A 24,477-nucleotide genomic window follows, 5' to 3' on the forward strand; every position below is an offset into this window, starting at 1 on the left:
ATTTATATTTTAATTATCTTACTAACAAAATATTAATTAGAGCACTAATGAAAAATACTTTTTTGTTGATTAGTTTTTTTTTAATAATTGCACCGATTTCTTCTCAGAAATTGGTAAAATCCCCTGAGCCATTTGGTCCATTGCCAACACAAAAACAAATAGATTGGCATGAAATGGAATTTTATGCTTTTGTTCACTTTTCATTAAATACATTTACAAATAAAGAATGGGGTTATGGAGATGAATCACCGGAGTTATTTAATCCAACAGCTTTAGATACACGACAATGGGCCCGCATAGCAAAGGAAGCCGGTATGAAAGGAATTATACTAGTAGCCAAACATCACGACGGCTTTTGTTTATGGCCATCAGCTTATACAAACCGTTCTGTGAAAAACTCTCCATGGAAGAATGGAAATGGAGATGTTGTAAAAGAATTAGCCGCAGCCTGCAAAGAATATGATTTAAAATTAGGACTCTATCTTTCTCCATGGGATAGAAATCATGCTGAATACGGCAAACCGGAATATATTACGTATTTCAGAAATCAGCTGAAAGAATTGCTTACTAATTATGGAGAAGTTTTCGAAATGTGGTTTGATGGTGCCAATGGTGGTGATGGCTATTATGGCGGAGCGAATGAAACCCGAAAAATAAATACCCTTCAATATTACAATTGGGATGAAACCTATAAACTAATTTACCAAACAGCTCCCAAAACTTTAGTATGGGGAGTTGGTCCCTCAGAAGCCAGATGGATTGGAAATGAAGAAGGACGTGCCGGAAAAACCAATTGGAGCCTTTTACGACAGAAAGACGAATTAGCTGGAAAAGTACATTATTCCGAGTTCATGTCCGGACATGAAGACGGCGAAAAATGGGTTCCAGGAGAAGCAGATGTGTCCATTAGACCAGGATGGTTTTACCATGCTGTTGAAGATGATAAAGTGCGCTCACTCGATGAAATGGTCGATATTTATTATGAGTCAATTGGCCGTAATGCTAATTTATTGCTTAATCTTCCTGTAGACAAAAGAGGTCTGGTTCATGAAAATGACGAAACCAGACTAAAAGAACTTGTTGCAACCATAAAAGAAGATTTTAAAACCGAATTATTAGCATCAAGTAAAGTAACAGCAGATAATAACAGAGGTGATGAATTCGCAGCAAAAAATGTAGCTGACGGAAATAAAGAAACTTATTGGGCGACAGGTGATAATGTAAAAACTGCTTCAATTGTATTTGATTTTGAAAAGCCTATAGCTATCAATCGGATTCTGCTTCAGGAATATATAAAATTAGGACAACGCATCAAAGCTTTTACTGTTGAAGCGAAAGTTGACGGACAATGGAAAACTATTGCCAACGAAACTACTATTGGCTATAAAAGAATTTTAAGGATAGACAGAATTACAGCTTCGGCGCTTAAAATAAATATTACCGACTCAAAAGCGAGTATTGTAATTTCGAATATTCAGGCTTATAATGCACCCACTTTTGTGCGGGCTCCGGAAATTCAGCGTGATAAAAATGGAAATGTCACTTTAAAATCGGAAATGGAAAATAGTATATATTATACTATTGATGGTTCTAAGCCGTCTGCAAAAAGTACATTGTATAAAGGTGTTTTTAAATATAATAAAGCAGTTCAGATTAAAGCGATAGCGATCAATAAAAATGAAAATAGCAGCAGTGCAGTTGCAACAGCAAAGTATGGAATTTCAAAAGAAAAATGGAAAGTTATTACCGCTTCAAGTGGTGATATGAATTCGGTAAATAGAATTATAGACGGAAATCAGGATACAGACTGGAGTTTTAAAAGTGACAGCAATAACCTATCGCAAGAAGTAGTAATTGATATGGGAGCCATTTTAAAAATAAATGGTTTTACTTATGTTCCGCAACAAGTGGGTAATAACCTTAATTTAATATCCAGATATGAATTCTATACCAGTTTAGATAATGTCAAATGGAAAATACAATCTCAGGGAGAATTTTCAAACATTAAAAACAATCCCATAGAACAAGTAAAAACATTTGCAGAAACTAAAGCAAGGTATATACGCTTTGTTGCTAAATCAACTGAAGAAAAAGGTCAGACATTTTCTATTGGTGAAATAAATGTAATCGAAAAGTAAATATAAACGAACCTTAAATGAGGATTCTTTTTTAAGTTTCTGATTCTGTCTTTTGCCGAAGTTAACAGGTTATTAGTCGAATTTTTAATTTTACAGATAGACTAATTGTTAATTTTATACTATATAATTAAAGGAAAGGCAAATGATTAAAGAAGGTATAAATTTTAAAGAAGCTGGAAAATTTGAAGAAACACGTTTTGAGAAGATTCATAATGTAATTTTCGAATCCTCTCAGGAAGCTTCTGTATTAGTTGCACAAGAAATAGCAAACATAATTCAGAGGAAAGAAGAATTAAATGAACCTTGCGTTTTAGGATTAGCAACAGGATCTTCTCCGGTAAAAGTTTATGAAGAGCTTGTAAGACTGCATAAAGAAGAAGGTTTAAGTTTTGCCAATGTGGTAACCTTTAATCTGGATGAATATTATCCAATGGACAGAAATAATATTCAGAGTTATTGGTATTTCATGCATGAACATCTTTTTGATCATGTTGATATCCATCCCGAAAATGTTAATATCCCTGACGGAAATATCAGTAATGAAGATCTACAGCAATATTGCATCGATTATGAAATGAAAATCAAATCATACGGTGGTTTGGATTTCCAGCTTTTAGGAATTGGAAGAACAGGTCATATCGGGTTCAATGAGCCGGGATCTCACGTTAATTCAGGAACCAGAAGCATTACGCTGGATCATTTGACACGTATTGATGCAGCATCTTCATTTTTAGGAATTGATAATGTACCCCGAAAAGCCATTACAATGGGAATTGGTACTGTAAAAACTGCCAAAAGAATCGTACTTCTGGGATGGGGAATCAGTAAAGCTGAAATCATCAAAAAAACGATAGAAGGAGAAATTTCTCCACGTGTACCTGCGACCTATCTGCAGCAACATAGTAACACAACATTTGTTTTAGATAGCGAGGCTTCATCAGAGTTAACCAGAGTAAAAACACCCTGGCTGGTAAAATCAGTGGTTTGGGACGAAGAGTTAAAACTGAAAGCTGTAGCCTGGTTAAGTGAACTGACTAAAAAACCTTTTCTTAAACTTACAGACAAAGATTATAATGATAACGGAATGTCAAGTGTATTGAGTGAAGAGGGAACTGCTTATCATTTAAATATTAAGATGTTTAATAAAATGCAGCAGACTATTACGGGCTGGCCCGGAGGAAAACCCAATGCAGATGATACTTACAGACCGGAACGGGCAACTCCGGAAAGAAAGAGAATTATCATTTTTAGTCCGCATCCTGATGATGATGTGATTTCAATGGGAGGAACTTTCGATAGATTGGTAGAGCAGGGACATGATGTTCATATTGCCTACCAGACCTCCGGAAATATTGCTGTTTCTAATGAAGAGGCATTAAAATTTGCAGAAATTTCGATGGCATTAAATAAAAATTCCAACGAATCTGAAAACATAATCAACTTTTTAAAGAATAAAAAAGCGAATGATATCGATTCATTAGAAGTTAGAAAATTAAAAGGATTAATTAGAAGAAGTGAGTCCCTGGCCGCTACCAGATATTTAGGTTTGCAGGATTCAAATGTTAACTTTCTGGATTTGCCTTTTTATGAAACAGGCACAGTTAAGAAAAATAATCTGGGTGAAGCCGATATAGAAATCATGTGCGATATTATTGAAAGAATAAAACCACATCAAATTTATGCAGCAGGAGATTTAGCAGACCCGCATGGAACCCATAAAGTTTGTTTAGATAGTTTGTTTGAAGCTTTAAAAAGGTTAAAGTATAAAGGTTTTATGAACGATTGCTGGGTGTGGTTGTATAGAGGAGCCTGGCATGAATGGGAATCGTATCAAATCGAAATGGCGGTTCCAATGAGTCCTGATCAGGTGCTGAAAAAACGTCATGCTATTTTCTATCACCAGTCTCAAAAAGACGGAGTAATGTTTCAGGGAGATGACAGCCGTGAATTCTGGGTAAGAGTTGAAGACAGAAACAGATTGACAGCAGAAAAATACCATGCTTTAGGATTGGCAGATTATTCGGCTATTGAAGCATTTAAGCGATATCATTTCTAGATTGTAAAATATTTTAAAATATAATAAACTATTTCATGTGGTTTATTTGGTTAGTTACCAAGTTGAAAATGCAGCCCCGGTTAGGCTGCATTTTTTGTTATATACCGCAAGGACAGAAAGATTGGGTTATAATAAATTTTTAAAGAAAACTTTTTATATAGAGGAATTTAAAATTCTTTGTTTTACATGATCGATATAAGATCGTCCAATTACGTATCTAAGACCTTCAATTTCGATACTGTTTCCTTCAACAGCATCAATCTTATCAATAGCGATAGTGTAGGATCGGTGTATTCTTAAAAAATTCCTTTCGGGTAATAAATCCGTAAAGTCGGATAAGGTACTGTGAATTATGTATTTACCTGTTAAGGTGTTTATTTTTAGATAATCTTTAAGGCTTTCAATGACTAAAATTTCATTAAAGAATATTTTTTTCATTCTCTTCTTGTCGATCTTAACAAAAATAAAAGGGCTTTCCGGATTATTTTCCTGCGGAAGATTATTACTATTGTTAAGTCTTTTGCTAATCTTGTTCAGGGTTTTCATTAACCTGGGAAATTCGATTGGCTTTACCAGATAGTCTAAAACATCCAATTCGTAAGTTTCTATCGCAAACTGACTATATGCACTTGTAATAATAAGTATTGGAGGGTTTTCCAGGCTTTTGATAAAATTAATCCCATCAAGAACAGGCATGTTAATATCAAGAAAAATTACATCAACTTTATTGTTTTTTAAAAAATTTAAACCTTCAATAGGATTGCTGAAAGTATTTATTATCTCAAAATTTTCAACAGGTTCCAGGTAATTTTTAATAACATTAATCGCTAATGGCTCATCATCTATGATCAAACAATTTATTTTCATTTACTATATGTTTTTTTGAGAGAAATAAACTTAGTAGGCTTAGTTGTAAAAAAGTGAAAATTTCTTCTAAGCCACTTTAATTACAAGCTTTACAGCAAAAATATTCTTTTTATTTTTAAATGAAAGTTTATAGTCATTTTTATTATAACCCAACTCAAGTCTTTTTTTGACATTTTCTAAACCTATGCCGCTTGATTTATTAAAATTGTCTTTATGCTTTGTAATTTCGGGCATTGGGTTAGTAATTGTGAAATGCAAAAAATCATCTTTAATCTTAAAATTAATATTAATTATAACGGATCCCGTATTTTTGTTTACGCCATGTTTAAAAGCATTTTCAACAAAAGTCAGCAGTATAATAGGACTAATTTCTTTATCATGAATGTCACCAGAAATAGACATATTGACTTCTAAGCGGTCATCATTTCTAATTCTTTCCAGGTCCAGATAATTTTGAATGCAAAGTATTTCGTTCTCTAAAGTTTGTTTTTTAGTTTTTGTATCGTACAGCATATACCGCATCAGTTCAGAAAGTTTGAGAACAATCTTTGGTGTTTTATTTGATTTTTCTACTGATAAGGAATAAATATTGTTCAGCGTATTGAAAAAAAAGTGAGGAGAAATTTGAGATTTCAGGAACAGCAATTCTGTTTCTAATTGAGACTTTTCGAGATCGGTCACTCTTTTTTGCTCTTGCAAAAAATCAAATGTAATCTTGATTGCTGTTACAAAAGTGATTACATAGAGTTCTCCCATCATCATGTCGATCGTATAATTGAGTGTTAATTTATCGATAGTTTCAGGTCCTTCCGGCCAGACGTTATGCGTTATTAATAAGTAGGTAAGATTGAATTTTATAAACACCATTATAAATATGGAGGATAAAATTGCAAGTACATACAGAAGATATCTTTTTCGATAAACCAGATAAGGCATAAAAATTAAAATATTCAGATAACATAATGTCATATGAATAGGAAAACCTAGCAAGTTTGTCTTTAATGAATACAGATAATCATTAAAATAGCTTCCCCAGCGAAATGTGTTAAATAAAAAATAAGTAAGCCAAAAAAAGAAATGATAATGCAGTGGTAAGCGATAAAATTTGCTTGAATTTAAATCCATAATAATGATATGTTTTTATGATTTTTTATGATGTTTATCTTAGTTTATGTGTCGTCCGTCTAAATAACTTTTCATGAAAGTTGAATTTGTTTAAATTTAAAGTAAAATTAATATTGTTTTTATATGAAGAATTTTACCCTGCTGGTTTTGTTTGTTATTTTAGTTGCAAGTTGCAAAATAAATGTAAACAAAAACGATCATCACGAAACACTTTTTGTTGACTATGTTGATCCTTTTATTGGTACTGGCGGTCACGGGCATAGTTATCCGGGAGCAACAGTTCCATTTGGGATGCTCCAGGTAAGTCCGGACAATGGTGTTTCAGGTTGGGATTGGTGCTCGGGGTATCATCATTCAGATTCTATTGTGTCCGGTTTCAGTCATTTACATTTAAGCGGAACGGGAATTGGAGATTTGGCAGATATCTTATTTATGCCAACCAATAGAAAACTGGATTTAACTACAAAAACAACTTCACGAGATCAATTACCTTATAAATCAAAATATACTCATGTTAACGAAAAAGCAGCACCAGGCTCTTACCAGGTTTTTCTTGAAGATCCTAAAATCAATGTAGAATTAACTTCATCACAAAGAACAGCTCATCACAAGTATACTTTTACAAAAAACGACAAACAATCTGTTGTGATTGATTTAGGTTTTGCCATTAATTGGGACAAAGCCCTAAAAACCGGAATCATAATTGAAGACGAATTTACTATAAGCGGTTACCGTTACAGTACAGGCTGGGCAAAAAATCAAAAAGTTTTTTTTGTGGCTAAGTTTTCAAAACCCATTACAGAATCAGTTTTAACGGCTGATAAACAAATTGTTAATTCGAAAAAAGCAGAAGCTGAAAATACATCGGCACAATTATTTTTTGATCCAAAAAACTCAGATGAATTATTTGTAAAGGTCGCGCTGTCATCTGTTAGTGTGGCCAATGCGAAAGATAATTTAGATGGAGAAAAAGTGAATTTTGACCATACAAAATCGCAGGCAGTTTCAATCTGGAATACTGCTTTAAACAAAATCAAGGTTGAAACACCAGTAGATTCATTAAAAACAATGTTTTATACTGCAATGTATCACACACAAGTTGCCCCTGTAACCTATAGTGATAAAAACGGTCAGTTTAGAAAAGAGGATGATCAGATTGTTACAGCAAAAGATTACACCGCCTATTCTACTTTATCACTATGGGATACTTTTAGAGCCGAAAATCCTTTATTGACTTTATTGGCTCCAAAGCAAACATCAGATATCGTGAACTCAATGTTAACGTATTACGATACTAAAAAAATATTACCGGTTTGGACTCTATACGCAAACGAAACCAACACAATGACAGGATATCACTCCATTCCTGTAATTGTAGATGCTTATTTAAAAGGGATAAAAGGTTTTGATGCCGAAAAAGCATTCGAGGCAATGAAAACGACCATGATGCAGGACGAACGCGGTTTAAACTTCTACAAAAAATACGGTTATATTCCGTATAACGTATTAGACGAATCAGTTACCATTACTTTAGAATATGCGTATGATGATTATTGTGTGGCGCAAATGGCGAAAGCTTTAGGTAAAAATGATGATTATCAATTTTTTCTGAACAGATCAAAAGCATATCAGCACTTATTTGATCCGGAGACCGGATTTATGAGAGGCAAATCTGAAGATGGAAAATCATGGAATGAACCTTTCGATCCCAAACATTCCAACCACAGAGAACGCACCGATTATACCGAAGGAAATGCATGGCAGCACAGTTGGTTTGTGCCTCAAAATGTTGATAATTTAATCTCTCTTCACGGAAGTGATGCTATTTTCGCAAAACGTTTAGAGCAATTGTTTACAGAGAGTTCAGAAATAACAGGAAGCAATGTTTCTGCAGATATCTCAGGATTAATTGGGCAATATGCACACGGAAATGAACCAAGTCACCACATTGCCTACATGTTTAATCACGCGAATCAGCCTTGGAGAACACAATATTGGGTACGTCATATTTTAGATACACAATACAATACAACACCAAATGGATTAAGCGGAAACGAGGACTGCGGGCAAATGTCTGCCTGGTATGTTTTCAGCTCCATGGGATTATATCCAATGAATCCGGCTTCCGGAGAATACGAAATTGGAAGTCCTATTTTCGAAAAAGCAACCATCAATCTTGAAGGAGGAAAATCGTTTGTAATTGAAGCAGAAAATGTTTCAGACAAAAATTTCTATATCCAATCAGCAACACTTAATGGTGCTACATTCAATAAAACAGCAATATCACATCAACAAATAGTGCAGGGCGGAATTTTACATTTTGTAATGGGAGCACAGCCAAATAAAAATTGGGGAATAAAAAACTAAACCAGATAAAACTAACCTAACAAACAAAAAATTAATGGATATTATTGACGTATCGATCATCGTGGCCTACATTCTGCTCTCGGTCGGAATAGGAATTTGGATTTCAAGAAAAGCATCAAAGGGATTAGATGATTATTTCCTGGGTGGGAAAACAATCAAATGGTATTTTTTAGGTCTGAGCAACGGATCAGGAATGTTTGATGTTTCAGGAACTTCCTGGATGATTGGCGTTTTGTTTTTATATGGAGTAAAAAGTTTTATGTTCATGTGGCTTTGGCCGATATGGAATCAGATTTTCGTCATGATGTTCCTTGCCGTCTGGATCAGAAGATCAAAAGTCATGACAGGTTCTGAGTGGATTTTAACTCGTTTCGGAAGCGACAGAGCCGGAAAAGCATCTCACATTATTGTAGCCATTTTTGCGATCATTTCGACCATTGGTTTTATCGCGTACTTTTTTGAAGGAATCGGGAAATTTATCACCATTATTCTTCCCTGGGATTTAACGCTTCACTACGGAGATTTAATTGTACTGACTTCAGAGCGTTCTTATGCTTTGATCATTATATTTTTAACTACAATTTACACTGTAAAAGGGGGAATGTTTTCGGTAGTAGCCACAGAGGTTGTGCAATATTTAATCATGATTATTGCCGGTGTCCTAATTGCCGGTTACGCTTTTTTCAATTACACCGAGATCCAGATAAATTCAGTTATTACCGAAGAGTGGAAAAATGTCTTTTTTGGATGGCAGTTTGAAACCCAATGGACTGATAAATTTCAGACCTTTAATAATTTAATTGATTCTGAAGGCTATAAAATGTTTGGCGCTTTCATCGGAATGACATTGTTTAAAGGTTTTTTTGCAAGTGTTGCAGGGCCAACTCCAAGTTACGACTTACAAAGAGTTCTTTCGACCAAATCGGTAAAAGAAGCAGCTTATATGAGTGGTTTTACGAACTTGATTTTATTCATCCCAAGATATTTATTAATTACCGGAATTGTGGTAATTGCGTTAGTAAACTTAGCACCTGAGTTAAATGCCAATACAGGTTTAACCGGAGCTGACCTGGAATTATTGATGCCAAAAGTGGTGAATTTGTATATTCCGGTTGGAATTAAGGGAATTTTACTGGCGGGTTTATTAGCAGCTTTTATGTCAGGATTTTCAGCATTTGTAAATGCAGGACCAGCGTATATCGTAAATGATATTTACAAAAAATACTTCAAACCGGTAGCATCCAATGCACATTATATCAAAGTAAGTCAAATTTCGTCTTTCCTGGTTGTTGGTTTAGGCGTTTTTATGGGATTCTTTGCAGACTCCATCAACTCATTAACGCTTTGGATAACAAGCGCTTTGTATGGTGGTTATGTCGCAGCAAATTTCCTAAAATGGATTTGGTGGCGTTTTAACGGCTGGGGTTATTTCTGGGGAATGTTTGCAGGATTAGTTGTAGCTTCTTTACAATTTGCTTTAGGTCAGGCCAAAGGAAGTTTAACCGAAGGATCGTTTTTATACGATTTAGCGAAAGTACAGGCAATTTATCTGTTTCCTCTAATATTTGGTTTCTCTATTCTAGGTTGTCTTTTAGGAACTTTTTTAAGCAAACCAACAGATATGGAAGTGTTGAGGTCTTTCTACACGAATGTAAGACCTTGGGGTTGGTGGAATCCCGTTTACAAAACACTAAAATTGGAGGATCAAAGTTTCGAAAAAAATAAAGATTTCTGGACAGATATGCTTAATTGCGCCATCGGAATTGTGTGGCAGTCAAGTATGATTTTATTGCCGATATTTTTCATCATCAGAGATTATCCAAAAGCGATTATAGCATTAATTGTGTTTTTAACAACAACAACAATATTGAAATTTACATGGTTGGATAAAGTTCGTAGAATAGAAGATTAGAGAATTAGAGAATTAGAGAATTAGAAAATATAAAACACAGGACAGCTTTGTCAAAGTCTTAAACGTTCATTTTGTCATTTCGACAGAGGAGAAATCACACGCGTAACTCGACAAAGATTGACGTCACAGTTTGTCATTCTGAGGAACTAAGAATCTTCACTAGAAACTCTACAAAGATTGGCGAATTTCTGAGTGGAGTCACTTACGAAGAGCCTTCCTTCGTCAGGATGACAAAACAGAGAGAATAAAAATAAAAAACAATAAAAAAACAAAAAAAATGAGCAGTATTCCATGGCAAGACAGACCCGAAAGCAGTAACGATGTAATGTGGAGATATTCTGAAAATCCAATTATTGACCGATACGCAATACCGTCATCTAACAGTATCTTTAATAGTGCCGTTGTTCCTTTTGGAGATGGTTATGCGGGAGTTTTCAGATGTGATAATAAAGCGGTTCAAATGAATATTTTTGCCGGATTCAGTAAAAACGGAATCGATTGGGATATTAATCATGAACCAATTGTAATGCAGTCCGGTAATACGGAAATGATCGAATCTGCTTATAAATACGATCCGCGTGTGGTTTTTATAGAAGACCGGTACTGGATTACCTGGTGTAATGGCTATAATGGCCCAACAATTGGTATTGGCTACACGTTCGATTTTAAAGAATTTTTTCAGTGCGAAAATGCCTTTCTGCCATTCAACAGAAATGGCGTTTTATTTCCACAAAAAATAAACGGAAAATATGCGATGTTAAGCCGCCCGAGTGATAACGGACATACGCCTTTTGGAGATATCTGGATCAGTTACAGCCCGGATATGAAATACTGGGGAGAACATCGTTTGATAATGAAACCAACTCCTTTTGAAGACAGCGCGTGGCAATGTACGAAAGTTGGAGCAGGACCAATCCCTATTCTTACTAACGAAGGCTGGCTCATGATTTATCATGGCGTTATCAATACTTGCAATGGTTTTCGTTATGCAATGGGATCAGCTCTTTTAGATGTTGATGCACCAGATAAAGTAAAATACAGAACACAGCCTTATTTGTTAGGACCGGCAGAGATTTATGAAATGGTTGGAGATGTTCCAAATGTAGTTTTCCCATGTGCAGCTTTGCATGATACTGAAGAGGATAAATTAACCGTTTATTATGGTGCAGCAGATACGGCAGTAGCAATAGCTTTTGGAAAATTGAGTGAAGTGATTCAGTTTACAAAAGATAATAGTTTATAAAAAATAAGCATGCTTTTAAAAAATCAATGGTTAAAAATTGTTTTAGTTTTTTCTTCGATTGCTGTGTTTTCACAATCAAAGAAAAATACTATTGTGCCTAAAACGTATACAGCGAATAAAATTACAAAACCAATTGTGATTGACGGAGATGAATCAGATCCGGCTTGGAAAAATGCAGACTGGACTGATCTTTTCGAAGATATAGAAAACAATATTAAACCTAAATATGCAACAAAAGTTAAAATGATCTGGGATGAAACCAATTTTTATATTTTAGCAAAAATTGAGGAGCCGCATGTTTGGGCAAATTTAAAACAACGTGATACCATTATTTTTTACAACAACGATTTTGAAGTTTTTATTAATCCCGACGGCGACACTTTTAATTATTATGAATTAGAGATAAATGCATTAAATACAGCCTGGGACCTGTTTTTATCAAAACCTTACAGAGAAAATGATAATGTTGTTTTAAATGACTGGAATATTCCGGGTCTGAAATCAGCTGTAAAAATCAGCGGAACGCTTAATAACCCAAATGATACTGATGAAGGATGGATTTTAGAAATGGCAATTCCCTGGGCATCTTATAAAAAATCTTACAACGAAAATAATGTGCCGGCAGATAAATTCTGGCGTGTTAATTTCTCAAGAGTAAACTGGCAGCATTCACTGGTTGATGGTAAATACGAACGTAAAAAAGATGCTGACGGAAAATTTCTGCCTGAGTATAACTGGGTCTGGTCGCCAATGGGCGTAATTAATATGCATGAACCTGAAAAGTGGGGATATGTTTATTTTTCTTCGAAAGAGGAAAAAGACACTTTTACAATTCCGCAGGACGAAAAAGTAAAATGGGAGCTCTATAATTTATATCGGGCTCAAAAAGAATATTATCAAAAAAATAAAGTCTGGGCAAAAACATTAACGGATTTAACGAAAGAAACGATCAAAGTCGATGGTAAAGTTTTAAAACCTATCTTAGAAAACCATTCTTCGGGATATAATATTTTGGTAAAAAGCCCATTTTCAAATCAAACTTTTATTATCAAAGAAGATGGTGAGTTTTTAAAATAAAAAATAATTAGATAATTTATCAGGAATGGTTCATTTTAAGCAATATACTATGGCAATTAAATCAGTTTTTTCAATCCTGATTATCAGTTTGTTTTTTGCTTGTTCTTCATTAGAAAGAAAACAAAATCAATCAAAAGAGGATTTTAAAATAATTGGATATGTTGCAGGATATGAGAATTTTGACCCTGCAAAAATTGATGCGGGTAAGCTGACTCACCTTAATTATGCCTTTGCTAATATTGTTGACGGAAATGTTCAGTTTGAGCTGGCAACAGATAAAGCTAAAATAGAAAGTGTAATGGCGCTTAAAAAGCAAAATCCCGGTTTAAAAATAGTGTATTCTATTGGAGGATGGGTTTGGTCAGATCAGTTTTCAAATATAGCTGCTTATGCTCAATCAAGAGAAAAATTTGCTAAAAGTGCTGTTAAACTAATAAAAACGTATGGTTTTGACGGAATTGATATCGATTGGGAATTTCCAGGACAACGCGCAGAGGATAATGCTTTCAGACCTTCAGACAAAGAAAATTTTACTTTACTATTAGGCGAATTGCGTAAACAATTAGAAATTGAAACTAAGATAGATAATAAACATTATTTACTCTCTATTGCAGCAGCAACAGATCAGGAATATATCAATCATACTGATTTAAAAAAAGCACATCAATATCTGGATTTTATAAATCTGATGTGCTACGATTTTTGTAATGGTTGGTTTTATCAAACAGGGCATCACGCTAATTTATATCCTTCAAAAGAAGAAAAGTTTGGAGGAAACAGTATTAGTGAGTCGGTAGATAGATTCTTCAAAGAAGGTGTGCCTGCTCACAAGCTTATTTTAGGAATCCCTTTTTATGGAAGAAAGTGGGAAAAAGTAACACCCGAAAATAATGGGTTATACCAGTCGGCCTTAACAGGAAGTGCTATTGTGGCATCCTGGGAAATTGCTGCAGCATTAAAATCAGGAAAATTTCAGGAATTATATGATGATTCGGCAAAAGCATCTTATTTATGGAATGCCCAGGACAATATTTTTATTTCTTATGAAACTCCAAAAGAAATTGCTTTAAAAGTAACGTTTATTAAACAGAAAAAATTAGGCGGTGCTATGTTTTGGGAATATAGTTTAGACAATAATCAGGAATTATTAAACAAATTGTACCAAAGTGCAGGTCAAACAAAACAAAGAAATTAAATATGAAACTAACAAAACTATTATTTTTTTTACTGGCAATTAGTGTTCTTTCATGTGGTAACAAAGAAGAACAAACTACTTTTAAATTCGGAGTCTGGACAACGGCAGATGTTAAAAAATCTGATGCAGACTATACAAAAGAATTTAAAAAATATAAAGATGGAGGAATCGATGAAGTATTAATTAATACAGGAACAGATCCAAAACTTTTAAAAAGAATAGTGCCTTTAGCTACAAAAGAAGGTCTAAAAGTTCACGCCTGGATTATGGCGATGAACAGACCCGGAGATTCAGTTGCATTGCAGCATCCGGAATGGTATCAGGTTAGCAAAGAAGGAAAATCCTGTTTTGATAACCGCCCTTATGTTGATTACTACCAATGGCTTTGTCCTACAAGAAAAGAATCTAGAAACCACGTTTTACATTTAGTCGAAGAACTGGCAAAAGTAGAAGGAATCGAAAGCGTTCACCTGGATTATATTCGTTTTCCGGATATCTTTTTACCAATCAGTTTATTGCCAAAATACAACCTGGTTCAGGATGTAGAACTGCCTCAATTTGATTTTTGTTATTGTGACGAATGTGTAAAAGCATTTGAAAAAATACATCATAAAAATCCAAAAGAGAGCCATAATACTTCCATCGATATGGAGTGGAAAAACTTCAGACTCAATGCGATTAAAGCCGTTGTAGGCGATGCATATAAAATTGCACACCAACACAACAAACAATTAACGGCAGCCGTTTTTCCTTATCCTGAAATGGCAGATCACATGGTGCGCCAGCGTTGGGATAAATGGAATATTGACGAAGTTTACCCAATGATTTACCATAGTTTTTACGATGAAGAAATTGACTGGGTGGGTTATGCTACAAAACAAGGTGTCGAAGATCTAGAAGATAAGAAAACGAAAATCAATACAGGAATTTATATTCCGGGCTTGAAAAACGATGCAGAATTAAAACAAGCTATTTTGTTAGCAAAAGAAAATGGAGCGATTGGTGTTTCATTTTTCGACGGAAACGCATTATCTGAAAGTAATTTAAAGACAATCAAAGAAACAAAAGCAAGTTTAAAATAATATTTTCCAGGATTTCATTAAAAATAAACAGCATGTCGAATAGAAGAGATTTTATCAAAAAAGCCACTTTAGGCGCAGCAGCAATAACTTCAGTTGTAGGGCTTAGTGCATTTGCGGGAGAAAAGGAAGATGAAAAAGAAGAGGCTTTGAAATTTACTTCAAAAAAAGTAAAAAAGCCAATTGTTATTTCGACATGGAATCATGGCTTGCCTGCAAACAAGGAAACATGGAAACAGTTAAAAACGGGAAAATCCGCCTTAGATGCACTTGAAGCCGGTATGAAAATTCCTGAAGCCGATCCAACTGTTCGCAGTGTTGGTTATGGTGGATACCCGGATCGTGAAGGAAAAGTAACGTTGGATGCCTGTATTATGGACCACAACAGCAATTGCGGTTCAGTTAGTTTTTTACAAGGAATAATGCATCCTATCTCTGTAGCAAAAAGAGTATTGCAAAATACGCCACATGTAATGTTATCAGGACAAGGAGCATTGCAATTTGCTTTATCAGAAGGTTTTAAAGAAGAAAATTTGCTTACTGCCGAATCAGAAAAAGACTGGAAAAAGTGGCTGGAAGACTCAAAATATAAGCCCGTAATAAATATAGAAAACCATGATACGATAAGCATGCTAATGTTGGATCAGGACGGCAATCTTGCCGGGGGCTGTACAACAAGTGGTGCCGCCTGGAAAATGCACGGGCGTGTTGGTGACTCACCAATAATCGGTGCGGGTCTTTTCCTAGATAACGAAGTAGGCGCAGCAGCGGCAACTGGCCTGGGCGAAGCCGTGATCAGAACTGCCGGAAGCGCAATGGTGGTCGAATTAATGCGTCAGGGAAAATCGCCTTATGATGCCTGTAAAGAGATTACAGAACGTATTTACAATAAACATAAAAACCACAAAGACATGGAATACCTGCAGGTTGGTTTTATTGCTTTGAATAAAAATGGTGAATACGCAGGTTACAGTTTAAGATCAGGATTTAATTTTGCTGTTTCTGATGATGAAAAAGGTCACAGAATGGAGGATGCAAAATTTAAAATGTCGTGGGATAAATAGTTAGTGCCTGAACTTTGTCAAAATTTTTCTCATGCAGTTTGTCATTCCGAGGAACGAGGAATCTCCGTGAGAAACTCTACAAAGATTGGCGAGCTACTATGAGGAGCTACTTTTGGAGATTTCTCCTTCGTCGAAATGACAAAAAAAGTGGCTGCTATGTGCATTTATACAAGTAAAACGCCTTTTCAATACAACAAAAAAACTATGTCTCTATGTGTTAAAAAAAATAACCACGCAGAGAAACCAAAACACAAAGAATGAAAAAAGTACTATTCCTATTAACCTTAATCACTTCAATTTTCTCGGCTAACGCGCAGAAAGTTTACACGGAAAATGATATTCGTATCATTCCAAAACCGAGTCAGACTCTTATTAAAACAGGTGTTTTTGAATTTACAAAAGATACAAAGTTTGTAGTAAACGGTGATTTCCAAAAAGATGCTGCAAATGCTTTGGCTTCTAAATTTGAAGTTGCTGCAGGATGGAAACCAGAAACGACAACAAAAGCGCCAATAAGTAATTTTGTTCAGTTTAAAGTTGATCCGAACTTAAAAAATGAAGCTTACGTTTTAGATGTAAATCCGACGAGCATTGTTATTGCTGCTAAAGGAAATGTGGGTTTTATGTATGGTTTAGAAAGTATAAGACAATTACTTCCTGAAGCAATTGAAAGTAAATTTGCGATTTCTACTGTAAAATGGGAAATTCCAAGTTTGACCATAACAGACGAACCTCGTTTTAAATGGAGAGGTTTAATGCTGGATTTATCACGTCATTTCTTTGATAAAAATTACATTCTGGCTACAATCGATCGTTTGGCAATGCACAAAATGAATGTTTTGCATTTGCATTTGGTTGATGACCAAGGTTGGAGAATTGAAATTAAAAAATATCCAAAACTAACTGAAGTTGGCGCTTGGAGAGTAGATCAGGAAAACTTATCCTGGAATGCAAGACTTCCGGTAACAGCAGATCAAAAAGGAACTTACGGAGGCTTTTTTACTCAGGAAGAGTTAAAAGAAATTGTAAAATATGCCGCATCAAAAAACATTGAAGTAATCCCGGAAATCGAAATGCCGGCACACGTAAGCAGTGCCATTGCAGCGTATCCTGAACTGGCATGTTTTGATCAGAAAATTGGTGTTCCGTCAGGCGGATTATGGCCAATTACAGATATTTATTGTGCAGGAAAAGAATCGACTTTTGAGTTTTTACAAAATGTAATTGACGAAGTAATAACTATTTTTCCTTTAAAATATATTCATATTGGAGGCGACGAAGCGACGAAAACCAATTGGGCAAAATGTCCCCACTGCCAGAAAAGAATCAAAGACGAGCGTTTAAAAAATGTTGACGAATTACAAAGCTATTTTGTAAAACGAATGGAAAAATACATCAATTCAAAAGGTAAAAGAGTTATCGGTTGGGATGAAATTTTAGAAGGCGGTTTGGCTCCAGATGCAACGGTAATGAGTTGGAGAGGAATGAAAGGCGGCATCGAAGCAGCAGATCAAGGCCACGATGTGATTATGACTCCAGAAACACCTTGTTATTTCAACTTTTACCAAGGACCGCAAAACGAAGAACCTTTAGCTTTTGATGCTTATAATCCGTTAAGCGAAGTGTACAAATTTGATCCTGTAGTTGCAACCATGACGCCTCAGGAAGCAGCACATGTTTTAGGAGGACAAGCGAATTTATGGGCAGAACATTTAGCATTACCAAAAGATTCTGAGTATATGATTTTTCCAAGATTGGCTGCATTATCAGAGACTTTATGGAGTCCGAAAGAAAAACGCAACTGGAATGATTTTACAACAAGATTATTTTCATTATTCAAACGTTACGATTATTTAGGAATCAATTATGCGAAAAGTGCTTATTTGGTTACTGCTTCTTCTACAGCAGATTTGGCTAATAAACAAATCAAAGTAGAATTGAAAAACGAGTTTCCTAATCCAGATATCCGTTACGTTTTAGGAGATAAAAGCATCGATCATCATGCTGTAAAATATACTGCTCCAATTGAAATCAAAGAAACGACTGTTTTAAAAGCTTCTTTATTTCAAGATGACAAACCAGTAGGAAAAACGTATACTGATACTCTTGTTTTTCATAAAGGATTTGCGAAAAAAGTGAAATACTTAACACCTTACAATTCGAATTACAAAGGAGATGCGAACACAATGGTCAACACGATTCGCGGAAGCAAAAATTTCCATGACGGACAATGGCAAGCCTGGTTGGTTAACGATATGGAATTGGTAATTGACCTTGAAAAAGTAGAAAGTATTGAACAAGTCACTGTTGGAGCTTTAGAAAGCCAAGGCGCAGGAGTTAATTTTCCAATTCAAGTCAAAGTGTTGATTTCTACAGACGGAATTAAATATACACAAGTTGGAAAAATAACACGCTCGTATGCGGTAAATGCAGTTCCAGAATTGAAAGATTTCAAAATCAATTTCCAAAAGCAAAATGCACGTTTTGTAAAAGTAATTGGAGGTAACTTGAAGAAAAGTCCGAAAGGAGAAAGCTCTTGGTTGTTTGTGGATGAGATTTTGGTGAATTAAATATTTTTAAACACATAGAAACATAGATTTTTTGACTTTTTGAAAAGAGTTTAGAAAGAAACTAGTTTCTAACACATAGTTTAACGTGAAATGCTTGTGACAGCTTTGTCAAAGTTTCAAACTTTGACAAAGTTTAAAGTCATAAATGTATAATCTGAAAAAAAATGAATAAGATATTATTTAAGCTCGGAGTATTATTGATTTGCTTTATGCCGTTTTTTACTATGGCACAAAGCAAAGGATTTTCTATATCTAATGGAGAATTTCAAAAAGATGGGAAAATTATAAAAATACATTCAGGAGAAATGCACTATGAGCGTATTCCTAAAGAGTATTGGAGACATAGGCTGCAAATGATTAAAGCTATGGGATTGAATACTGTAGCAACCTATGTGTTTTGGAATTATCACGAAATAGAGCCAGGTGTATGGGATTTTAAAACAGGAAATAGAGATTTAGGAGAGTTTTTACGTATTGCTAAAAGTGAAGGATTATATGTGATTCTTAGACCAGGTCCGTATGCATGTGGGGAATGGGAATTTGGAGGCTACCCCTGGTGGCTGCAAAATAATAAAGATTTAGTAATTCGTACCAATAACAAAGCATTTTTAGACGCTTGCAAAACGTATCTAGAACATTTGTATGCAGTGGTAAAAGGAAATTTTGCTAATCAGGGAGGACCAATTATTATGGTTCAGGCCGAAAATGAATTTGGTTCTTATGTTTCTCAAAGAACGGATATTAGTGCCGATGATCATAAAGCATACAAAACTGCAATTTACAATATGCTTAAAGAAACTGGGTTTCCAGAGCCTTTTTTTACTTCTGACGGTACTTGGTTGTTTGAAGGAGGCGCTGTTGAAGGCGTGTTGCCAACTGCAAATGGCGAATCAAATATAGAAAATTTAAAAAAACAGGTTGATAAATACCATAAAGGTCAGGGGCCTTACATGGTCGCAGAGTTTTATTCTGGCTGGTTAGATCATTGGGCAGAACCATTTATTAAAATTGGGTCTGAGGAGATTGCAAGTCAAACTAAAAAGTACCTGGATGCAGGCGTTTCTTTTAATTATTATATGGTGCACGGTGGTACTAATTTTGGATTTACCTCTGGAGCAAATTATAATGAAGAAAGTGATATTCAGCCGGATATTACAAGCTATGATTATGATGCGCCTATTAGCGAAGCAGGTTGGGCAACACCAAAATTCATGGCTATACGTGAAGTCATGCAAAAGTATTCTAAAGCAAAATTAGCATCGATTCCAGAGAAAATACCAGTTGCAAAATATCCTAATCAGCTTATCAAATCGAGTATGGATGTTTTAAGTTGGATCAAAAAAGAAAAAGCTATTGTAAATGACCAGCCGTTAACATTTGAAAAATTAGGTCAGGGACATGGATATGTTTTATATCGTAAACGATTTACGCAGCCAATTTCTTCTGGCAAATTAAAGATTGAGGGATTGAGAGACTTTGCTACAGTTTACGTAAATGGAGTTAAGGTGGGTGAATTGAATAGAGTTTTCAAAAATTACGAGTTGACAGTTTCTATTCCTTTTAACGGTATTTTAGAAATTCTTGTTGAAAATATGGGACGTATTAATTATGGAGCGGAAATAGTACATAATACTAAAGGAATTATTTCTCCAGTATTTATTAATGAATATGAAATTAGTGGTGGATGGGAAATGTATAAAATGCCAATGAATGAAGTTCCAGTTCTTAAAAATGAAATGATAAAACCTGGACGTCCAGTTTTATATGAATCTACATTAAACATAGAGAAACCTGCCGATACTTTTCTTGATATGACCAATTGGGGAAAGGGAATTGTATTTGTCAACGGACACAATCTTGGACGCTACTGGAAAGTAGGACCGCAGCAAACGCTTTATGTGCCAGGCTGTTGGTTGAAAACTGGTGCAAATAATTTTGTTGTATTCGAGCAGCTTAATGAAAATGCCCAAAAAGAATTAATTTTTACAGATCAACCGATACTTGATAAACTAAACTAAAAAACAAAGAATAATAAATTAGATTAAAGATGAAAAAAGGAATATTCATAATCGCCCTTTTATTTTCAGCTCAGATTTTCGCACAGGCGATCTATGAAGATGAAAGATACGTACCGGAAACAGATCCGCTGGTGTTAAAAAACTTAGACGAATGGCAAGGCAAAAAATTTGGTCTGCTAATGCACTGGGGGACTTACAGCCAATGGGGAATTGTAGAATCATGGTCTATCTGCCCGGAAGATTACGGATGGTGTGAGCGTAAAAAAGGCAGTAATCCTGCTAATTACAATCAGTACATTGCAGATTATGAAGGGTTAAGAAAAACGTTTAATCCTGTAAAATTTGATCCTGCTAAATGGGCAAAAGCAGCTAAATATGCGGGAATGAAATACATGGTTTTCACCACAAAACACCATGACGGATTTAATATGTATGATACTAAATATTCTGATTATAAAATTACGAGTAAAGACGTTCCTTTTCATACAAACCCAAAAGCAGATGTTTTAAAAGAGATCTTCAACTCTTTTAGAGGTGAAGGTATTTCAACTGGAGCTTATTTCTCTAAACCTGACTGGCATAATGAAAACTACTGGGATCCCTATTTTCCTCCATTCGACAGAAACGTAAACTACGATCCGTCTTTATACCCTGAAAAATGGCAGAAATATGTTGATTTCACGCACAACCAAATCTTAGAAATCTTAACCAACTATGGAAAAGTAGACATTTTATGGTTAGATGGAGGATGGGTTAGAAAAAGAGATCAGGTGAACATCAAAGAAAACTACGATGAGAAGTTTACAGAAAACGAATCCAAAAATGGTTTCATCAAACACAGAGTAGTAAATCAGGATCCTAAAATGGATGAATTGGTTGTAAAAGCACGTCAAAAACAACCAGGATTAATTGTTGTTGACAGAGCCGTTCATGGTAAAAACCAAAACTACTTAACTCCAGAAGGTCGTGTTCCTGCTAAAACGTTGCCTTATCCTTGGGAATCTTGTATTCCTGCTGGCGGTGGATGGTCTTATTCTCCAGGTGCTGAATATATGACTGGAAGACAAGGTATTCATATGTTAGTCGATATTGTAGCAAAAGGCGGTAACTTATTATTGAATATTGCGCCTGGTCCGGAAGGAGAATGGGACAAAGGGGCTTACGATTTATTACAAGCTTACGGAGACTGGATGAAAGTAAACAGCACAGCGATTTACAACACCAAACCAATCGAACCTTACAAAGAAGATAACATCTGTTTTACACAAAATAAGGCAGGAAATGTATTTGCGTTTTACTTAGCTAAAGATGGAGAAGATAAAATTCCTGCTGCAGTTACTGTAAAATCGATCAGTCCTAAAAAAGGAACAAAAATTACGATGTTAGGTTCTAAAATTTCTTTAAAATGGACAAAAGAAGGAAACGGATTTAAAGTAGTTATTCCGGAAAAATTAAGAAATAATTTACCATGTAAAGAAGCCTGGACTTTAAAAATTGAAGCTATTTAACAGATAAAAGTATGTTTTCAATATCAAAAAAAATAATATCAAAAACAGCATGTATTTTGTATATGCTGTTTTTTAGCATCCCTATTTTTGCACAGAAAGAACCTGCAGATTTTGTAAATCCGTTTATTGGAACTTCCAACTACGGAGCCACTTTTCCAGGGCCAATTGCACCAAGAGGAATGGCGAGTATTAGTCCGTTTAATGTTGCCGGGAAACAAAATAAATTAGAAAAAGACAGTCAGTGGCTTTCGAATCCGTATGTAAATGAAAATACTTTTTTAACCGGATTTAGTCAGGTTAATATAAGCGGTGTGGGATGTCCCGAATTAGGTATTTTATTATTAATGCCAACAACGGGACCTGTAGAAACAGATCATTTAAAATACGGTTCAACTTATAAAAATGAAGTTGCAAAGACAGCATATTACAGTGTCGACATTGACAAATACAATATAAAAGCAGAGTTTACAGCATCTAAAAGAGTGGGCGTAAGTAAATTTACTTTCCCGAAAGGGCAATCGAATGTTTTACTAAATCTTGGTCTTGGTTTAACAAATGAAGAAGGGGCGATGGTAAAAGTGGTGTCTTCGACAGAAATTGAAGGAATGCGAAGCGTTGGATCATTTTGTTACAACAGTCCGGAAGATGCTTATCCGGTTTATTTCGTTGCCAAATTTTCTAAACCAGCAAACAAATTCGGTGTTTGGAAAAAGCCATCAAAATACCAAGGCACAGAGGCACAGTGGATGACCTACAACGGCAAAACCAGAATGATGGATAATACCATTAAAACGGTTGTTGGTGACAGCATTGGGACTTATTTTACCTATAAATTTGATAAGCAGGAAACTGTTGAGGTTAAAATTGGAATTTCGTATGTAAGCATTGCAAATGCCCGTGAAAACTTAGAAAAAGAAACCGGAAGTAAATCGTTCGAAACCGTTTATAATGACACTTATAAGGAGTGGAACGAAGAACTTTCGAAGATTTTAGTTGAAGGAGGATCAAATGACGACAATACGATTTTTTACACGGCATTATACCACACTTTAATTCACCCAAATACTTTAAACGATGTCAATGGAGAATATCCGGTGATAAAAAGAAGTAAGATTGCAAAAACCGAAGGCACTCGTTATACCACGTTTTCATTGTGGGATACCTATCGAAATATGCATCCGTTAACGTCTTTGGTTTATCCTAAGCAACAATCGGATATGATAAAAAGTATGTTGGAAATGTATGATGAAAACGGCTGGCTGCCCAAATGGGAATTAAATTCAACAGAAACCTTTACAATGGTAGGAGATCCCGCAAGTATCGTGATAGTTGACGCCTGCTTAAAAGGAATTCAGGATTTTGATTTTTACAAAGCCTACTATGCCATGTTAAAAGGTGCTGATCAAATTGAAAATAATCCGCTGCGTCCGGGACTTAAAGAATATATCGAAAAAGGATATTTATCAACAAATTATCGCGGTCCCGTTTCTACAACACTGGAATACAATACTTCAGATTATGCGATTTCGCTTTTAGCAAAAGCTTTTGGTGAAAAAGAAGATTATAAGCGTTTTACGAAACGTTCGCTATCCTACCGAAAATTATTTGACAAAGATTTAAAATTACTTCGTCCAAAAACGGCTAACGGAAAATGGTATGAACCTTTTGATCCTGAATCCGGAGCTAATTTTCAGGAAAATGTTGGTTTTATAGAAGGCAATGCGTGGCAATATGCTTTTATGGTGCCGCATGACATCAAAGGATTGATGAAACTGATGGGCGGCGAGAAATCTTTTTCAGATCAGTTGCAAAAGGTTTTTGACAGCAAACAATTTGATATGGCAAACGAGCCGGATATTGCTTATCCTTATTTATTCAATTATATAAAAGGTGAAGAATGGAAAAGTCAGGAAATGGTGAAAAAATTAGTGAAAGAATATTTCCAAAACAAACCAAAAGGGTTACCCGGAAATGATGATACAGGAACAATGTCGGCCTGGCTGGTATATTCGATGATGGGAATTTACCCAATTTCTCCGGCTGACCCAATTTACACCATCACAGCACCAATGTTTCATAGAATAACAATCAAATTAGATCCAAGATATTATAAAAAGGAAAGCATTGTAATTGAAAGACAAATCAATAATGACGGAAAAATCAATTCGATTGAACTAAACGGAAAATCACTTAACAGCTTTTTTATTTCGCATGACGATTTTGTGAATGGAACAATGCTAAAAGTGATTCAAAATTAA

General features: G+C 35.1%; 15 protein-coding genes. 13 read left to right on the forward strand and 2 right to left on the reverse strand.

Annotated features, from left to right (window positions below; translation table 11 throughout):
* Nucleotides 1-47: 47 nt before the first annotated feature.
* Together DMB68_RS03065 and nagB are read left to right on the forward strand one after the other, a co-directional pair.
* Nucleotides 48-2,138 carry an alpha-L-fucosidase gene (locus DMB68_RS03065; RefSeq protein WP_110345191.1) on the forward strand — a complete coding sequence of 697 codons (2,091 nt, stop codon included), beginning with the start codon at nucleotides 48-50 and terminating at the stop codon, nucleotides 2,136-2,138.
* A 142-nt stretch (nucleotides 2,139-2,280) separates the two neighbouring features.
* Complete coding sequence (gene nagB, locus DMB68_RS03070) at nucleotides 2,281-4,194, forward strand: glucosamine-6-phosphate deaminase (protein WP_110345192.1); 1,914 nt, start codon at nucleotides 2,281-2,283, stop codon at nucleotides 4,192-4,194.
* 153 nt (nucleotides 4,195-4,347) lie between these two features.
* On the opposite strand, the gene DMB68_RS03075 is transcribed toward nagB, so the two are convergent.
* Both DMB68_RS03075 and DMB68_RS03080 read right to left on the reverse strand, forming a co-directional pair.
* Entirely contained in the window at nucleotides 4,348-5,061 is a 714-nt protein-coding gene (locus DMB68_RS03075) for a LytR/AlgR family response regulator transcription factor (protein WP_110345193.1), read from the reverse strand.
* Nucleotides 5,062-5,127: 66 nt separating this feature from the next.
* Nucleotides 5,128-6,186, reverse strand: a complete 1,059-nt coding sequence (locus DMB68_RS03080; RefSeq protein ID WP_110345194.1) for a sensor histidine kinase — start codon at nucleotides 6,184-6,186, stop codon at nucleotides 5,128-5,130.
* 123 nt (nucleotides 6,187-6,309) lie between these two features.
* On the opposite strand from DMB68_RS03080, the gene DMB68_RS03085 reads away from it, so the two are divergent.
* The 11 genes from DMB68_RS03085 (at nucleotide 6,310) to DMB68_RS03135 (ending at nucleotide 24,477) form a co-directional block, all read left to right on the forward strand.
* Nucleotides 6,310-8,553 carry a GH92 family glycosyl hydrolase gene (locus DMB68_RS03085; RefSeq protein ID WP_110345195.1) on the forward strand — a complete coding sequence of 748 codons (2,244 nt, stop codon included), beginning with the start codon at nucleotides 6,310-6,312 and terminating at the stop codon, nucleotides 8,551-8,553.
* A 34-nt stretch (nucleotides 8,554-8,587) separates the two neighbouring features.
* A complete protein-coding gene (locus tag DMB68_RS03090) occupies nucleotides 8,588-10,465 on the forward strand; it encodes a sodium:solute symporter family protein (protein WP_110345196.1) in 1,878 nt (625 codons plus the stop codon).
* A gap of 277 nt (nucleotides 10,466-10,742) precedes the next feature.
* Entirely contained in the window at nucleotides 10,743-11,708 is a 966-nt protein-coding gene (locus tag DMB68_RS03095) for a glycoside hydrolase family 130 protein (RefSeq protein ID WP_110345197.1), read from the forward strand.
* Nucleotides 11,709-11,717: 9 nt separating this feature from the next.
* Nucleotides 11,718-12,785 (forward strand): carbohydrate-binding family 9-like protein, encoded by a 1,068-nt coding sequence (locus DMB68_RS03100; RefSeq protein ID WP_110345198.1) that lies wholly within the window; start codon nucleotides 11,718-11,720, stop codon nucleotides 12,783-12,785.
* A 49-nt stretch (nucleotides 12,786-12,834) separates the two neighbouring features.
* Nucleotides 12,835-13,980 (forward strand): glycoside hydrolase family 18 protein, encoded by a 1,146-nt coding sequence (locus DMB68_RS03105; protein WP_231131566.1) that lies wholly within the window; start codon nucleotides 12,835-12,837, stop codon nucleotides 13,978-13,980.
* A 2-nt stretch (nucleotides 13,981-13,982) separates the two neighbouring features.
* Nucleotides 13,983-15,062 carry a putative glycoside hydrolase gene (locus DMB68_RS03110; protein ID WP_110345200.1) on the forward strand — a complete coding sequence of 360 codons (1,080 nt, stop codon included), beginning with the start codon at nucleotides 13,983-13,985 and terminating at the stop codon, nucleotides 15,060-15,062.
* A 32-nt stretch (nucleotides 15,063-15,094) separates the two neighbouring features.
* Nucleotides 15,095-16,123 carry an isoaspartyl peptidase/L-asparaginase family protein gene (locus DMB68_RS03115; RefSeq protein WP_110345201.1) on the forward strand — a complete coding sequence of 343 codons (1,029 nt, stop codon included), beginning with the start codon at nucleotides 15,095-15,097 and terminating at the stop codon, nucleotides 16,121-16,123.
* A 257-nt stretch (nucleotides 16,124-16,380) separates the two neighbouring features.
* Entirely contained in the window at nucleotides 16,381-18,693 is a 2,313-nt protein-coding gene (locus DMB68_RS03120; protein WP_110345202.1) for a beta-N-acetylhexosaminidase, read from the forward strand.
* A gap of 164 nt (nucleotides 18,694-18,857) precedes the next feature.
* Entirely contained in the window at nucleotides 18,858-20,711 is a 1,854-nt protein-coding gene (locus DMB68_RS03125; protein WP_110345203.1) for a glycoside hydrolase family 35 protein, read from the forward strand.
* A gap of 29 nt (nucleotides 20,712-20,740) precedes the next feature.
* A complete protein-coding gene (locus DMB68_RS03130; RefSeq protein WP_110345204.1) occupies nucleotides 20,741-22,219 on the forward strand; it encodes an alpha-L-fucosidase in 1,479 nt (492 codons plus the stop codon).
* 11 nt (nucleotides 22,220-22,230) lie between these two features.
* Nucleotides 22,231-24,477, forward strand: coding sequence for a GH92 family glycosyl hydrolase (locus tag DMB68_RS03135; protein ID WP_110345205.1), 2,247 nt, complete (start codon nucleotides 22,231-22,233; stop codon nucleotides 24,475-24,477).

Origin of the sequence: Flavobacterium hydrophilum (assembly GCF_003202405.1) — a bacterium.
GTDB lineage: Bacteria > Bacteroidota > Bacteroidia > Flavobacteriales > Flavobacteriaceae > Flavobacterium > Flavobacterium hydrophilum.

What these genes read in the sequence shown, in the direction of transcription:
- nagB (WP_110345192.1), top strand. Translation starts at nt 2,281, where the DNA reads ATGATTAAAGAAGGTATAAATTTTAAAGAAGCTGGAAAATTTGAAGAA.
- DMB68_RS03090 (WP_110345196.1), top strand. Translation starts at nt 8,588, where the DNA reads ATGGATATTATTGACGTATCGATCATCGTGGCCTACATTCTGCTCTCG.
- DMB68_RS03125 (WP_110345203.1), top strand. Translation starts at nt 18,858, where the DNA reads ATGAATAAGATATTATTTAAGCTCGGAGTATTATTGATTTGCTTTATG.
- DMB68_RS03100 (WP_110345198.1), top strand. Translation starts at nt 11,718, where the DNA reads ATGCTTTTAAAAAATCAATGGTTAAAAATTGTTTTAGTTTTTTCTTCG.
- DMB68_RS03075 (WP_110345193.1), bottom strand. Translation starts at nt 5,061, where the DNA reads ATGAAAATAAATTGTTTGATCATAGATGATGAGCCATTAGCGATTAAT.
- DMB68_RS03080 (WP_110345194.1), bottom strand. Translation starts at nt 6,186, where the DNA reads ATGGATTTAAATTCAAGCAAATTTTATCGCTTACCACTGCATTATCAT.
- DMB68_RS03120 (WP_110345202.1), top strand. Translation starts at nt 16,381, where the DNA reads ATGAAAAAAGTACTATTCCTATTAACCTTAATCACTTCAATTTTCTCG.
- DMB68_RS03115 (WP_110345201.1), top strand. Translation starts at nt 15,095, where the DNA reads ATGTCGAATAGAAGAGATTTTATCAAAAAAGCCACTTTAGGCGCAGCA.
- DMB68_RS03135 (WP_110345205.1), top strand. Translation starts at nt 22,231, where the DNA reads ATGTTTTCAATATCAAAAAAAATAATATCAAAAACAGCATGTATTTTG.
- DMB68_RS03095 (WP_110345197.1), top strand. Translation starts at nt 10,743, where the DNA reads ATGAGCAGTATTCCATGGCAAGACAGACCCGAAAGCAGTAACGATGTA.
- DMB68_RS03085 (WP_110345195.1), top strand. Translation starts at nt 6,310, where the DNA reads ATGAAGAATTTTACCCTGCTGGTTTTGTTTGTTATTTTAGTTGCAAGT.
- DMB68_RS03110 (WP_110345200.1), top strand. Translation starts at nt 13,983, where the DNA reads ATGAAACTAACAAAACTATTATTTTTTTTACTGGCAATTAGTGTTCTT.
- DMB68_RS03065 (WP_110345191.1), top strand. Translation starts at nt 48, where the DNA reads ATGAAAAATACTTTTTTGTTGATTAGTTTTTTTTTAATAATTGCACCG.
- DMB68_RS03105 (WP_231131566.1), top strand. Translation starts at nt 12,835, where the DNA reads ATGGCAATTAAATCAGTTTTTTCAATCCTGATTATCAGTTTGTTTTTT.
- DMB68_RS03130 (WP_110345204.1), top strand. Translation starts at nt 20,741, where the DNA reads ATGAAAAAAGGAATATTCATAATCGCCCTTTTATTTTCAGCTCAGATT.